The 13,077-nt window shown below is 71.4% G+C and carries 13 protein-coding genes; 8 read left to right on the top strand and 5 right to left on the bottom strand.

Annotated elements, in window-relative coordinates; genetic code table 11:
* The first annotated feature begins 3 nt into the window (after positions 1-3).
* From ilvN to AB0C73_RS24755, 4 genes are all read left to right on the top strand, one after another.
* Positions 4-531, top strand: coding sequence for an acetolactate synthase small subunit (gene ilvN, locus AB0C73_RS24770; protein WP_362533940.1), 528 nt, complete (start codon positions 4-6; stop codon positions 529-531).
* 187 nt (positions 532-718) lie between these two features.
* Entirely contained in the window at positions 719-1,720 is a 1,002-nt protein-coding gene (ilvC, locus tag AB0C73_RS24765; protein ID WP_362533938.1) for a ketol-acid reductoisomerase, read from the top strand.
* Between the two features lie 237 nt (positions 1,721-1,957).
* Positions 1,958-3,547 (top strand): phosphoglycerate dehydrogenase, encoded by a 1,590-nt coding sequence (serA, locus tag AB0C73_RS24760; RefSeq protein ID WP_362533935.1) that lies wholly within the window; start codon positions 1,958-1,960, stop codon positions 3,545-3,547.
* Positions 3,548-3,654: 107 nt separating this feature from the next.
* Entirely contained in the window at positions 3,655-4,230 is a 576-nt protein-coding gene (locus tag AB0C73_RS24755) for a TetR/AcrR family transcriptional regulator (protein ID WP_362533932.1), read from the top strand.
* Positions 4,231-4,254: 24 nt separating this feature from the next.
* Here AB0C73_RS24755 and AB0C73_RS24750 read toward each other — a convergent pair whose 3' ends face one another.
* Positions 4,255-5,598 (bottom strand): helix-turn-helix domain-containing protein, encoded by a 1,344-nt coding sequence (locus AB0C73_RS24750; protein WP_362533931.1) that lies wholly within the window; start codon positions 5,596-5,598, stop codon positions 4,255-4,257.
* A 194-nt stretch (positions 5,599-5,792) separates the two neighbouring features.
* Between AB0C73_RS24750 and AB0C73_RS24745 the strand changes: the two genes are divergently transcribed.
* Complete coding sequence (locus tag AB0C73_RS24745) at positions 5,793-6,719, top strand: proline dehydrogenase family protein (protein WP_362533929.1); 927 nt, start codon at positions 5,793-5,795, stop codon at positions 6,717-6,719.
* A gap of 77 nt (positions 6,720-6,796) precedes the next feature.
* On the top strand, positions 6,797-8,428 hold the full coding sequence (gene pruA / locus AB0C73_RS24740) for an L-glutamate gamma-semialdehyde dehydrogenase (RefSeq protein WP_362533926.1): 1,632 nt from the start codon (positions 6,797-6,799) through the stop codon (positions 8,426-8,428).
* A gap of 77 nt (positions 8,429-8,505) precedes the next feature.
* Here the strand turns inward: pruA and AB0C73_RS24735 are convergent, their stop codons facing one another.
* From AB0C73_RS24735 to AB0C73_RS24720, 4 genes are all read right to left on the bottom strand, one after another.
* Complete coding sequence (locus tag AB0C73_RS24735; RefSeq protein ID WP_362533924.1) at positions 8,506-9,387, bottom strand: alpha/beta fold hydrolase; 882 nt, start codon at positions 9,385-9,387, stop codon at positions 8,506-8,508.
* Between the two features lie 85 nt (positions 9,388-9,472).
* Positions 9,473-10,231 carry a hypothetical protein gene (locus AB0C73_RS24730; RefSeq protein ID WP_362533921.1) on the bottom strand — a complete coding sequence of 253 codons (759 nt, stop codon included), beginning with the start codon at positions 10,229-10,231 and terminating at the stop codon, positions 9,473-9,475.
* Positions 10,228-10,569: a PadR family transcriptional regulator gene (locus AB0C73_RS24725; protein ID WP_362533919.1), complete on the bottom strand. Its 342-nt coding sequence runs from the start codon at positions 10,567-10,569 to the stop codon at positions 10,228-10,230. The genes AB0C73_RS24730 and AB0C73_RS24725 overlap by 4 nt, the downstream gene beginning before the upstream one ends.
* A gap of 53 nt (positions 10,570-10,622) precedes the next feature.
* Entirely contained in the window at positions 10,623-11,642 is a 1,020-nt protein-coding gene (locus tag AB0C73_RS24720) for an NADP-dependent oxidoreductase (protein ID WP_362533916.1), read from the bottom strand.
* A 100-nt stretch (positions 11,643-11,742) separates the two neighbouring features.
* Between AB0C73_RS24720 and AB0C73_RS24715 the strand changes: the two genes are divergently transcribed.
* Entirely contained in the window at positions 11,743-12,651 is a 909-nt protein-coding gene (locus tag AB0C73_RS24715; RefSeq protein WP_362533914.1) for a LysR family transcriptional regulator, read from the top strand.
* A gap of 238 nt (positions 12,652-12,889) precedes the next feature.
* Entirely contained in the window at positions 12,890-13,021 is a 132-nt protein-coding gene (locus AB0C73_RS24710; protein ID WP_265864692.1) for a hypothetical protein, read from the top strand.
* Positions 13,022-13,077: the final 56 nt, after the last annotated feature.

Here is a 13,077-nt window from a genome sequence, read left to right as displayed (position 1 = left end):
ACCATGTCCACCAAGCACACGCTCTCCGTCCTGGTCGAGAACACGCCCGGCATCCTCGCCCGGATCGCCGCCCTGTTCTCCCGCCGCGGCTTCAACATCGACTCGCTCGCGGTCGGTGTCACCGAGCACCCCGACATCTCCCGCATCACCATCGTGGTCAATGTCGAGGACCTGCCCCTGGAGCAGGTGACCAAGCAGCTCAACAAGCTGGTCAACGTCCTGAAGATCGTCGAACTCGAGCCCGGCGCCGCGATCCAGCGCGAGCTCGTCCTGGTGAAGGTCCGCGCCGACAACGAGACCCGCTCCCAGATCGTCGAGATCGTCCAGCTGTTCCGCGCCAAGACCGTGGACGTCTCGCCCGAGGCGGTCACCATCGAGGCCACCGGTTCGAGTGACAAGCTGGAGGCGATGCTCAAGATGCTGGAGCAGTTCGGCATCAAGGAGCTCGTCCAGTCCGGCACGATCGCCATAGGGCGCGGCGCCCGGTCCATCACGGACCGTTCGCTGCGCGCACTCGACCGCAGCGCCTGACGGCCGGCCGCGGCCTCTGATACACCGCACGTCGGCGCCCCTGATACACAGCGCCTCCGATACACCGCACGTCACCAGAGGCCGACCGCCGGTCCACCCGGCGGTCCGCCTGGCGAGACCCGAAAACCTTCCTTCCGCACCCCGCCGTACGGTGGGTCGCAACACCAGCACCTCAAGGAGATATCCAGTGGCCGAGCTGTTCTACGACGCCGATGCCGACCTCTCGATCATCCAGGGCCGCAAGGTCGCGGTGATCGGTTACGGCAGCCAGGGCCACGCCCACGCGCTGTCGCTCCGTGACTCGGGTGTCGACGTCCGCGTCGGTCTGCACGAGGGCTCCAAGTCCAAGGCCAAGGCCGAGGAGCAGGGCCTGCGCGTCGTCACGCCCGCCGAGGCGGCCGCCGAGGCCGACGTCATCATGATCCTGGTGCCGGACCCGATCCAGGCCCAGGTCTACGAGGAGTCCATCAAGGACAACCTGAAGGCCGGCGACGCCCTGTTCTTCGGTCACGGCTTCAACGTCCGCTACGGCTTCATCAAGGCCCCCGAGGGCGTCGACGTCGCCCTGGTCGCCCCGAAGGGCCCGGGCCACCTGGTCCGCCGCCAGTACGAGGAGGGCCGCGGCGTCCCGTGCATCGCGGCCGTCGAGAAGGACGCCACCGGCAACGCGTTCGCGCTGGCCCTCTCGTACGCCAAGGGCATCGGCGGCACCCGCGCCGGCGTCATCAAGACGACCTTCACCGAGGAGACCGAGACCGACCTCTTCGGCGAGCAGGCCGTCCTGTGCGGTGGCACCGCCGCGCTGGTCAAGGCGGGCTTCGAGACCCTGACCGAGGCCGGCTACCAGCCGGAGATCGCGTACTTCGAGTGCCTGCACGAGCTGAAGCTCATCGTCGACCTCATGTACGAGGGCGGCCTGGAGAAGATGCGCTGGTCCGTCTCCGAGACCGCCGAGTGGGGCGACTACGTCACCGGCCCGCGGATCATCACCGACGCCACCAAGGCCGAGATGAAGAAGGTCCTCGCCGAGATCCAGGACGGCACCTTCGCCAAGAACTGGATGGACGAGTACCACGGCGGTCTGAAGAAGTACAACGAGTACAAGACCCAGGACGAGAAGCACCTCCTGGAGACCACCGGCAAGGAGCTGCGCAAGCTCATGAGCTGGGTGAACGACGACGAGGCGTAAGCCTCCCGGGCCGGGGCCGGACACTGTGTCCGGCCCCGGGCCACATCCTGGACACCTCGTCCAACCACGGAAGAGTGATCCTTCCAACGAGGCGCAGGTACCGCGCCTCCGCACCACTACACTGCTCAACAACATCGCGTCTGGGCCCACAGCGTCGTGCGCTTTCACGCGGCTAGCCCCCCTCCACCGCTGCGGCCGTCGGGACGGCCGTCCGCACCGTCTTTGTGAGGACTCAACGTGAGCTCGAAACCCGTCGTACTCATCGCTGAAGAGCTGTCGCCCGCCACCGTCGACGCACTGGGCCCGGACTTCGAGATCCGGCACTGCAACGGCGCGGACCGCGCCGAGCTGCTCCCCGCGATCGCCGATGTCGACGCCATCCTGATCCGCTCCGCGACCAAGGTCGACGCCGAGGCCGTCGCCGCCGCGAAGAAGCTCCGGGTCGTCGCCCGCGCCGGTGTCGGCCTGGACAACGTGGACGTCTCCGCCGCCACCAAGGCCGGCGTGATGGTCGTGAACGCCCCGACCTCCAACATCGTCACCGCCGCCGAGCTCGCCTGCGGTCTGCTCGTCGCCACCGCGCGCAACATCCCGCAGGCCAACACCGCGCTGAAGAACGGCGAGTGGAAGCGCTCCAAGTACACGGGCGTCGAGCTCAGCGAGAAGACCCTCGGTGTCGTCGGCCTCGGCCGCATCGGCGTCCTGGTCGCCCAGCGCATGTCCGCCTTCGGCATGAAGGTCGTCGCCTACGACCCGTACGTGCAGCCGGCCCGCGCCGCCCAGATGGGCGTGAAGCTGCTGTCCCTGGACGAGCTGCTCGAGGTCGCCGACTTCATCACCGTCCACCTGCCCAAGACCCCGGAGACCCTCGGTCTCATCGGCGACGAGGCGCTGCACAAGGTCAAGCCGTCGGTCCGGATCGTCAACGCCGCGCGCGGCGGGATCGTGGACGAGGCCGCGCTGTACTCGGCCCTCAAGGAGGGCCGGGTCGCCGGCGCGGGCCTCGACGTGTACGCGAAGGAGCCCTGCACGGACTCCCCGCTCTTCGAGCTCGACCAGGTCGTCTGCACCCCGCACCTCGGCGCCTCCACGGACGAGGCCCAGGAGAAGGCGGGCATCGCCGTCGCCAGGTCGGTGCGTCTGGCGCTCGCGGGCGAGCTGGTCCCGGACGCGGTCAACGTCCAGGGCGGTGTCATCGCCGAGGACGTGAAGCCGGGTCTGCCGCTCGCCGAGAAGCTCGGCCGGATCTTCACGGCCCTGGCCGGCGAGGTCGCCTCCCGCCTCGACGTCGAGGTGTACGGCGAGATCACCCAGCACGATGTGAAGGTGCTCGAACTCTCCGCGCTCAAGGGCGTGTTCGAGGACGTGGTCGACGAGACCGTGTCGTACGTCAACGCCCCGCTGTTCGCGCAGGAGCGCGGTGTCGAGGTGCGCCTGACGACCAGCTCCGAGTCGCCCGACCACCGCAACATGGTCACCGTGCGCGGCACGCTCGCCAACGGCCAGGAGGTCTCGGTCTCCGGCACGCTCGCGGGCCCGAAGCACCTGCAGAAGATCGTCGCCGTCGGCGAGTACGACGTGGACCTGGCGCTCGCGGACCACATGGCGGTGCTGCGCTACGAGGACCGCCCGGGCGTCGTCGGCACGGTCGGCCGGATCCTCGGCGAGGCCGGTCTGAACATCGCGGGCATGCAGGTCTCCCGGACCAACGAGGGCGGCGAGGCGCTGGTGGTGCTCACCGTCGACGAGACCGTCCCGGCGCCGGTGCTCGCGGAGATCGCGGAGGAGATCGGCGCGGCCTCGGCCCGCTCGGTCAACCTTGCCTGACCCGGCCTGACCTGGCCTGACCGGGTCCGATCCGGTGGACACCCTCTGTGCCCGGTCGCTAGACGTACGTCTTACACGTTCGTCTAGCGGCCGGGTACAGTGCTGTCATGGGACACAAGGAAGATCTGCTCGAAGGCGCCAAGCGCTGCCTCCTGGAGAAGGGCTACGCCCGCACCACCGCCCGTGACGTGGTGGCCGCCTCGGGCACCAACCTCGCCTCCATCGGCTACCACTACGGCTCCAAGGACGCCCTCCTCCAGCAGGCCTTCCTGGCCCTGACCGAGGAATGGGGCGGCCAGGCCGGCGCCGCGGGCCCGGACGGCGCGACCCCGCTCCCGGCCGACCCGTACGAGCGCTTCCGCGCCGTCTGGGAACAGGTCATCGCGGCGGCGGGCCCGAGCCGCCCGGTCTGGAAACTCCAGACCGAGGTCGTCACCCGCCTCGACGACGACGAGAAGCTGCGCGAGGCCATCAAGGAGCCCCAGCGCGAGGGCCGCCTCGGCATGGCCCAGGGCTTCCTCGGCATCGACCCCGAGAAGGACCCCGAGAAGGCGAGGGTGGCCGGTCTCCTCTGCCAGGCCCTCGCCACCGGCGTGATGATCCAGTGGCTGGTGGACCCGGACACGGCCCCGAGCGCGGACGACCTGACCGAGGGCCTCAAGGTCCTGATGGGGGAGCGGTAGCCGAGGGGCGGCTGCCGAACCTCCCTACAGCCGCGCCGCCTTCAGCGCCATGTGCAGCAGCAGGCGGTCCTCGCCCGCGTCCAGGTCCAGGCCCGTGAGCTGCTCGACGCGGGAGAGGCGGTAGTAGAGGGTCTGGCGGTGGATGCCGAGGGCCGTGGCCGTGCGGCCGGCCTGGCCCGCGTGGTCGAGGAACGCCTCGGCCGTGCGGGCCAGTTCGGCATGGGCCGGGGCGAGCAGCGCGCGGACCGCCGGGTCGGGTTCGGCCGCCGGGAGGGCGGTGAGCATCCGGTACGGGCCGATGGCGGCCCACTCGGCCAGGGGGCCGAGGTGCGGCTGGGCGCTCGCGGCCCGCGCGGCCGACGTGGCCTCCCGCCAGGCGAGGTCGAGGTCCGCGAGCCCGCGGCGCGGCGCGGCGATGCCGGCGACCGCCCCCGCGCCCCCCGCGCCCCCCAAGCCGCGCAGCCGGCCGGCCGCCGTGGTGGCGGGGGAGAGGTTGTCGCCCGAGCGCAGTCGGACGAGCGCGGCGAGAGCGCGGCCCGGCCCGGCGTCGGAGCCGGGCAGGTGCGGTGCCGGCCCCGAGGTGCGACCCGTGGGTGAGCCCGGTGCGGATCCCGCACCCGGCCCGCCGCCCGGGCTCCGGCCCGACCCCGCGCCCGCGCCGCGGCCCGATCCCGCGCCCGCGCCGCGGCCCGTGCCGAAGGCCGCCACCGGACCCGCCACCGGACCCGCCCACGCCGGCGGGCTCCACGGCACCGTGCACAGGGCGGCCGCGCCCGGCACCGTACGTGGCGAGGGGGAGTCCTCCTCGGGCCAGGGCGCGACGCAGACCAGGGTGTGCAGCCCGTCCGCGTCCGGGCCGAGCGCGGCGCGCAGGGCGGCGACGGCCATGTCGTACTGCCAGCCGCGCTCCGCCGTCAGGGTGGCCCGCAGCTCCCGGGACAGGTCGGCCCCGGCCCGCTCCTCGTCGGCGAGCAGGTCCCCGATCCGGGCCGCGACCTCCATCGCCGCGGCCAGCCGCTCGTGCGAGGGGCCCGGCTCGGCGTCGAGCAGCCACACGTACCCGAGGACCACACCCCGATGGCGTACGGGCAGACAGATCCGGTCCCGGAACACCCCGGCGTCCGGGGCGGCCGGGATCCGCACCGGGCCGGTCGCCCGGGTGATCCCGAAGCCCTCGAACCAGGCCCGCACCGCCGGCGTCGACTTCCTGGTGAGGATCGACCGCGTCCGGACCGGGTCCATCGCGCTGTCGTCGTCGCTGTCGTGCGCGCCGAAGGCGATCAGCCCGAAGTCGCGGTTCTCCAGGGTCGCGGGGGTGCCGAGCAGCGTCGAGATCTCGTCGACCAGCTCCTGGTAATCGCCCTTCACGGCGCCATTCTCGCACCACGGACCCCGATTCTTCAGACAGATGTCTGAGAGCGGGGACACGGATGCGTGACAGCTGTAGATGGCGGACGATCGGAGCGATCCTTAGGTTTCACGGTGGTTCTTCGTGCTGTTCCCGATTCCTTACCGAAGATCGGGTACGGCACCTTTCGTCACCCCGCCCTCTGGAGGTCCCCGTGCTGGGTCCCGTGATCCTCGCCGCGTCGCGCAGCGACAAGATGCGCCGTTTCGTGTCGGCCGCCCCCGGGACCAAGCAGGTCGTGGCCCGCTTCATCGCGGGCGAGTCGGTGAACGACGTCGTCCCGATCGTGCAGGACCTGGCCGCCCGCGGTCTCGAGGTCACCCTCGACGTCGTCGGCGAGGACATCACCACCGTCGAGCAGTCCTACGCCGCCCGCGACGCCTACCTGGAGCTGATCGGCCGCCTCAAGGACCTCGGCCTCGGCACCCGCGCCGAGATGTCCGTCAAGCTGTCGATGTTCGGCCAGTCCCTCGACAACGGGCACGAGCTGGCGCTCGCGAACGTCCGCCCCGTCGTCGCGGCCGCCGCCGAGATCGGCACCACGGTCACCCTGGACGCCGAGGACCACACCACCCTCGACTCGATGTTCGCCATCCACGAGGAGCTGCGGAAGGACTTCCCGCAGACCGGCTGCGTCATCCAGGCCTACCTCTTCCGCACCGAGGAGGACGCCCGCCGCCTGGCCGCCGCCGGCTCGCGCGTGCGGATCGTCAAGGGCGCCTACAAGGAGCCCGCCGAGGTCGCGATCCAGGACAAGGGCGAGATCGACAAGGCCTACGTCCGGATCATGAAGATCCTCATGGAGGGCGAGGGCTACCCGATGATCGGGTCCCACGACCCGCGCCTCATCTCGGTCGCCCAGGAGCTGGCGCGGCGCGCCGGGCGCAAGCTGGACGAGTACGAGTTCCAGATGCTGTACGGCATCCGCAGCGAGGAGCAGAACCGGCTCGCCGCCGAGGGCCACCGGATGCGCGTCTACACGGCGTACGGCACCGACTGGTACGGCTACTTCATGCGCCGCCTCGCGGAGAAGCCGGCCAACCTGCTGTTCTTCGTCCGCTCGATGCTCACCAAGGGCTGAGCCCCACCCCCCTCCGGACTCACCCCCCGGCCCCCCGCCCCCGGACTCACACCCCTCAAGAAGGAGTCACGCGACCCATGGACGCTGTCACCCAGGTCCCCGCTCCGGTCAACGAGCCGGTGCACAGCTACGCCCCCGGTTCGCCCGAGCGTGCCCGCCTGGAGGCCAAGCTCAAGGAGCTGGCCGAGAACCCGCGCGACCTGCCGATGACCATCGGCGGCGTGAAGCGCATGGGCGGCGGCGAGCGCGTCGACGTCGTGCAGCCGCACAACCACAAGGCCGTCATCGGCACCTTCGCCGGTGCCACCCAGGCCGACGCCCAGGACGCCATCGACGCCGCCCTGGCCGCCGCCCCGGCCTGGCGCGCGATGTCCTTCGACGACCGCGCCGCGATCATCCTGCGCGCCGCCGAGCTGCTCGCCGGCCCGTGGCGCGAGACGCTGGCCGCCTCCACCATGCTCGGCCAGTCGAAGACCGCCCAGCAGGCCGAGATCGACACCCCGTGCGAGCTCGTCGACTTCTGGCGCTTCAACGTGGCGTACGCCCGCCAGATCCTCGCCGAGCAGCCGCCGGCGAACTCCCCGGGCGTCTGGAACCGTCTGGACCACCGCCCGCTGGAGGGCTTCGTCTACGCGATCACGCCGTTCAACTTCACGGCCATCGCGGGCAACCTGCCCACCGCCCCCGCCCTCATGGGCAACGTGGTGATCTGGAAGCCGTCCCCGACCCAGACCCACTCCGCCGTGCTCCTCATGGAGCTCCTGGAGGAGGCCGGTCTGCCGAAGGGCGTCATCAACCTGGTGACCGGCGACGGCATCGCCGTCTCCGAGGTGGCCCTGAACCACCCCGACCTGGCCGGCATCCACTTCACCGGCTCGACCAGGACCTTCCAGCACCTGTGGAAGACGGTCGGCACCAACATCGAGAAGTACCGCTCCTACCCGCGGATCGTCGGCGAGACCGGCGGCAAGGACTTCGTCGTCGCGCACCCGAGCGCCGACCGCGCCGTCCTGAAGACCGCGCTGACCCGCGGCTCCTTCGAGTTCCAGGGCCAGAAGTGCTCCGCGTCCTCGCGTGCGTACGTCCCGGCCTCCATCTGGAACGACGGCTTCAAGGAGGAGTTCGCGGCCGAGGTCGACGGCATCACCATGGGTGACGTCACCGACCTGTCGAACTTCATCGGCGCCGTCATCGACGACCGCGCCTTCGCGAAGAACAAGGCCGCGATCGACCGCGCCGCGGCCGACCCGAGCTGCACGATCGTCGCCGGTGGCACGTACGACGACTCCGAGGGCTACTTCGTGCGCCCGACGGTCATCGAGTGCTCCGACCCGGAGAACGAGGTCTTCACGACCGAGTACTTCGGCCCGATCCTCGCCGTGCACGTCTACGACGACGCGAAGTACGACGAGATGCTGGCGCAGATGGAGTCGGTGTCGGCCTACGCGCTGACCGGCTCGGTCATCGCGAACGACCGCGCCGCCGCCGCGTACACGATGGAGAAGCTCCGCTACGCCGCGGGCAACTTCTACATCAACGACAAGTCGACCGGCGCCGTCGTCGGCCAGCAGCCCTTCGGCGGCGGCCGCGCCTCGGGTACGAACGACAAGGCCGGCGCCCCGCAGAACCTGATGCGCTGGACGCTGACCCGCGCCATCAAGGAGACGCTGGTCCCGCCGACCGAGTACGGCTACCCGCACATGGGCTGACGCCCGCCCGCCGCTCCCCGAGCGGCCCCTGATCACCGCCCCCCTCCTGGACCCCCAAACCAGGACGGGGGCGGTTCTCATGCCCCGACCTTCCTCTTCAGGAAGTCGCCGATCAGCCCGGCGATCGCCGGCGCATGCGTCTCCAGGGCGAAGTGGCCGGTGGGGAGCAGATGGATCTCGGCGTCCGGGAGGTCGCGGCGGAAGGCCTCGGCGCCGGCCGGGACGAAGACCTGGTCGCCCTCGCCCCAGACGGCGAGGAGGGGCACCTGGCTGGTGCGGAAGTACTCCTGGAAGGCGGGGTAGAGCGCGAAGTTGGCGCCGTAGTCGCCGATCAGGCCGAGCTGGATCGCGTCCTGGCCCGGGCGGGCCATCAGGGCGGCGTCGTGGTGCCAGGCGTCGGGGCTGAGGAGCTCGCGGAACTCGTCCGGGACGCCCGTCTCGTACTGCCAGCGGATGCCGTCGAGCGAGCGGATCGCGCGGACGGGCTCCTCCGTCTCGGGCGTGCGGTCGGCGATCATCGCCAGGACCGGCGCCCAGGCCTCGGCGCCCAGGCCCTCCTCGTACGCGTTGCCGTTCTGGCTGATGATCGCGGTGATCCGCTCGGGGTGGGCGAGCGCGAGCCGCAGGCCGATCGGGGCTCCGTAGTCCTGGATGTAGAGGGCGAACCGGTCGAGCCCGAGGGCCTCGGTGAAGTCCGAGGTCAGCGCGGCCAGTTCGGCGAAGGTGTACGGGAAGTCGGCGGCGTCCGGCGCGTCGCTGCGCCCGAAGCCCAGGTGGTCCGGGGCGATCAGGCGGTAGCCGCCGGCGAGCCGGGGGATCAGGTCGCGGAACATGTGCGAGCTGGTCGGGAAGCCGTGCAGGAGGAGGAGCACGGGGGCGTCGGCCGGGCCCGCCTCCCGGTAGTGGATCGCGTGGCCGCGGACGGTGACGGAGCGGTGGTGGACCGGGAGCACGGACATCTCTCTAACCTCTCAGTGCGTATTCACTGGTTAGGTGGCGATGAGAGGAGTCAACCGTGTTTCCTTCTAACCTGTCAATGGAGTTTTAATGGTTAGTGGAGTTCTGTTCCTCCTTGGCCCGCTCGATCTCCCTGCCCTTCCGCGTCTCCAGGCTCGCCGTCAGCAGAGCCAGAGCCGCGCCGCCGAACGCCACCAGGACCGCCAGGCCCGGCGCGCCCATCGACGCGTACGCCGCCACCGACGCCAGCGCCCACACCACGAGCAGCACCTTCGCCCGCCGGCTCAGGAACAGATGCCCGAGCGGGGTGCGCGGGACCGAGCGCAGGGCGCCCGCCGGGCCGGCCGTCGCCGCCTTCGGGCGCTTGAAGTAGCCGTACACCAGCCACTCGCCGCACAGCTCCCAGCCCTCGGGCTCCAGTTCGCCGAGGACCGCCGCGCGGCGGCGGCCGGCGATCACCTCGCGCCGGTACTCCCAGGCGAGCGCGACCCCGGACGCGCGGCGGCAGACGAAGCGGCCGAGGGAGTCCAGGCACTCCACCTCCCAGCCCTGGTCGCCGTGGACCGCGAGCATCCGCCGGTCGTTGAAGAGGTCCGCCGTCCAGGTCCAGTGCTCCGTCCCGGCCTCCGTGTCGGCCTCCGGCTCGCCGGGCGCGGGTGCGAGCCCGCCCAGCGAGGCCGCGAACGCGGCGGCCGGGCCGAACTCCTCCTCCGGCGCCGTCCCCGACTCCGCCAGGTGGGCGCGCAGTTCGTCCACCGTCCGGGTGATCTGTCCGGCCGGGATCCCGGCGGCGCGCAACGTCTCCGTGAGTTCGGCGAAGTAGGTGCCGTGATTGTCGGTGCTCATGATGCGGTTCCCCCTGTGTGCAGCTTGCTCAGTACGGCCCGGTGGAACTCCGTCCACGCCTCGGTCTCGGCCGCGAGCCGGGTGCGGCCCACCTCCGTGAGCCGGTAGTAGCGCCGTCCGGGCCCGCGCTCGGCGGCCCGGAACTCGGCCTCCACCAGGCCCGCCTCCTCCAGGCGGTTCAGTACGGGATAGAGCGTCCCGCCCTTGATCTCGCCCAGGCCCGCCTCCGCGAGCGCCTTGGCGATCTCGTACCCGTAGCTCTCGCCGTCGGTCAGGCAGGAGAGGACGAGCAGGTCGAGGACTCCCTTGAGCCAGCTGGATCTGCGGTCTGCGGCCATGGCGGCATTCCATCACTACCTAGGTAGGAATGCAATCTAGCTGTGCAATCTAGCTAGCTCTCCAGCCCCCGCGTGGAGACGAGTGCCTTGCCGGTGTTCTCGCCGCGCAGCATCCCCAGGAACGCCGTCACGATGTGCTCGAAGCCCTCGGTCACGGTGACGTCCGGCTCAAGGCGTCCGCTGCGCAGATGCGGCACGGCGAAGTCGTACAGCTCCTCCTGCGCGTCCATGTGGTTCCGCACCAGGAAGCCCTCCAGGCGCGCGCTCTTCTCCACCAGGTCGAAGAGGTTGCGCGGGGCGGGCGGGGGAGTCGCGAGCGAGTGGTACTGGGCGACCGCGCCGACCCAGGCGATCCGCCCGTACTCCCGCAGGGAGCCGATCGCGGCCTCCAGGTGATCGCCGCCCACCCCGTCGAGGACCGCGTCGACGCCGTCCGGCGCGGCCTTCGCGAGCAGTGCGGCGACCGGTCCTTCGTGGTAGTCGAAGGCCGCGTCGAAGCCGATGTGCCCGGTGAGGTGGGCGACCTTGCGCGCCGAGCCCGCGCTGCCGACGATCCGCCCGGCGCCGAGCAGCCGGGCGAAGCGCCCGGCCGCCGTGCCGACCCCGCCCGCGGCCGCCGACACGAACAGGTCCTCGCCCGCCTGGAGCCGGGCGATCCGGGTGAGGCCCACATATGCCGAGAGCCCGGTGCCGCCGAGGATGCTGAGGTGCGCGGCGAGCGGCACCCCGGGGCCGAGGTCGGGGACCGGGCGGACCTCGGCGCGGGCGACGAGGGCGTGGGTGCGCCAGCCCTTGCGGTGCAGGACGAGGTCGCCGGGGCGCAGGCCCGGGTCGCGGGAGTCGAGGACCCGGCCGAGCGTGCGGCCCTCCATGGGGGAGTTCAGCGTCCACAGGAAGTCCCCGTCCATCGCCTCGCGGTGGTACGGGTCCACGGACCAGAGGAGGTTCTCGACCAGGGCCGTGCCCGGCTCGGGGGCCGGGACCGGGGACTCGGTGAAGGCGAAGAGGTCCGGGGTGGGGAAGCCGTGCGGGCGGGCGGTCTGGTGGACGGTGATCATGGTCTCGTTCGTCATGCCGCAGACCGTAGGAAGGAATCCGGCGGCCGGGCAGTAGGTTGCGTCGATGGCAGCAGCCGATCCATCGAAGCTCCTCATAGTCAGAGGTGAGAGCCGTATGACCGACCTCGCGCCGCATGAACTGCGCATCCTGCTCGCCGTCGGGAGCGAGGGCGGGTTCACCGCCGCCGCGGCCCGGCTCGGCATGACCCAGTCGGCCGTCTCCCACTCCGTACGCATGAGTGAGCGCAGGCTCGGCGCCGTGCTCTTCGAGCGGGGCCGCAGGGGTGCCGCGCCCACCGCGGCCGGGGAGGTGGCGCTCGGTCATGCCCGGCGGGTGCTGCGGCTGTTGGAGGTGATGGGCGCCGAGGTGCGGGGCGTCGGCGCGGGTGGCGGCGGTGCGGGTGGCGGCGGCGGGGACCCGGTGCTCGCCGGGCCGCTGCGGATCGCCGCCTTCCGCAGCGCGGCCCTGCGTCTGCTGCCGCCGGCCCTGGAACGCCTGACCACCCGGCACCCGGGGATCGCGCCCGAGGTCCGGATCGTACGGGAGGTCGGGCGCGGCACGGCCGGTGAAGTGCTCGACGGGCGGGCGGACCTGGGCATCGCGACGATCGGCACCACCTCGCCCGTACCGCCGGAGCTGATCGGCGGACTGCTCCTGGAGGAGGGGTACGCGCTGGTGCACCCGGCCGGTCATCCGGCGCCGCGCTCGCTGCCGCTGGTCGACTGGGCGGAGAACTGCACCTCGTACACCCGGGACTGGTGGGCGGCGCAGGAGTGGCTGCCCGCGGCGACCGTGGAGGCGGAGGACGACGGAGCGGTGCTCTCGATGGTGAGCAGTGGTTTCGGCATGGCCGTGATGCCGGAACTGTCCCTGATCGGAGCACCGCCCTCGGTGGAGATCACCGATCTCGGAGCGGACCGGCCGACCCGCGCGGTCGGCTATGTCACCACCCCTGAGCTGGGCAGATCCCTCGCCGTACGGGCGCTGATCCGTGAACTGAGGGGCGGTGGCGCCCGGGTGTGACCCGTTCGCCGTCTCAGATAGTAGGAAGTCCGAGTAATTGTGGAGACAGATGCGACGGCCTGCCCTAGCTTTGTAGAAGCCGAACGTCCCGCTCCATCGAGCGCAGGGCGGTCGAGAGCGCGACGCCCCATGCAGGCAACCCCTGCGGCGGCGCTCCCCGCCCCTTCCGGCGCCTTCGATCACCACGCAACTCCGCGCCCGCATGTCCGGAGTACTGATCTCAAGGAGTCGATCCCTCATGGCCGCTCAGACCGCCCGCCGCGTCCGCCACTCCGCCGTCCGCCCCAGCGACGACGCCCGCAAGAACGCCGCCGCAGCCCTCCAGCGCGCCCTCGACCGCCGTGACAACGGCGGCGAGACCGGTCACTGACCCCCACTCTCTCGACTGTCCGTTCGTCCACATGGTGGACGTGACGTGTCAGACGA

Origin of the sequence: Streptomyces sp. NPDC048623 (genome assembly GCF_040650755.1) — a bacterium.
GTDB lineage: Bacteria > Actinomycetota > Actinomycetes > Streptomycetales > Streptomycetaceae > Streptomyces.
The sequence above is the reverse complement of the archived record's forward strand: the minus strand, read 5'-3'. Positions and strand labels throughout refer to the sequence as shown.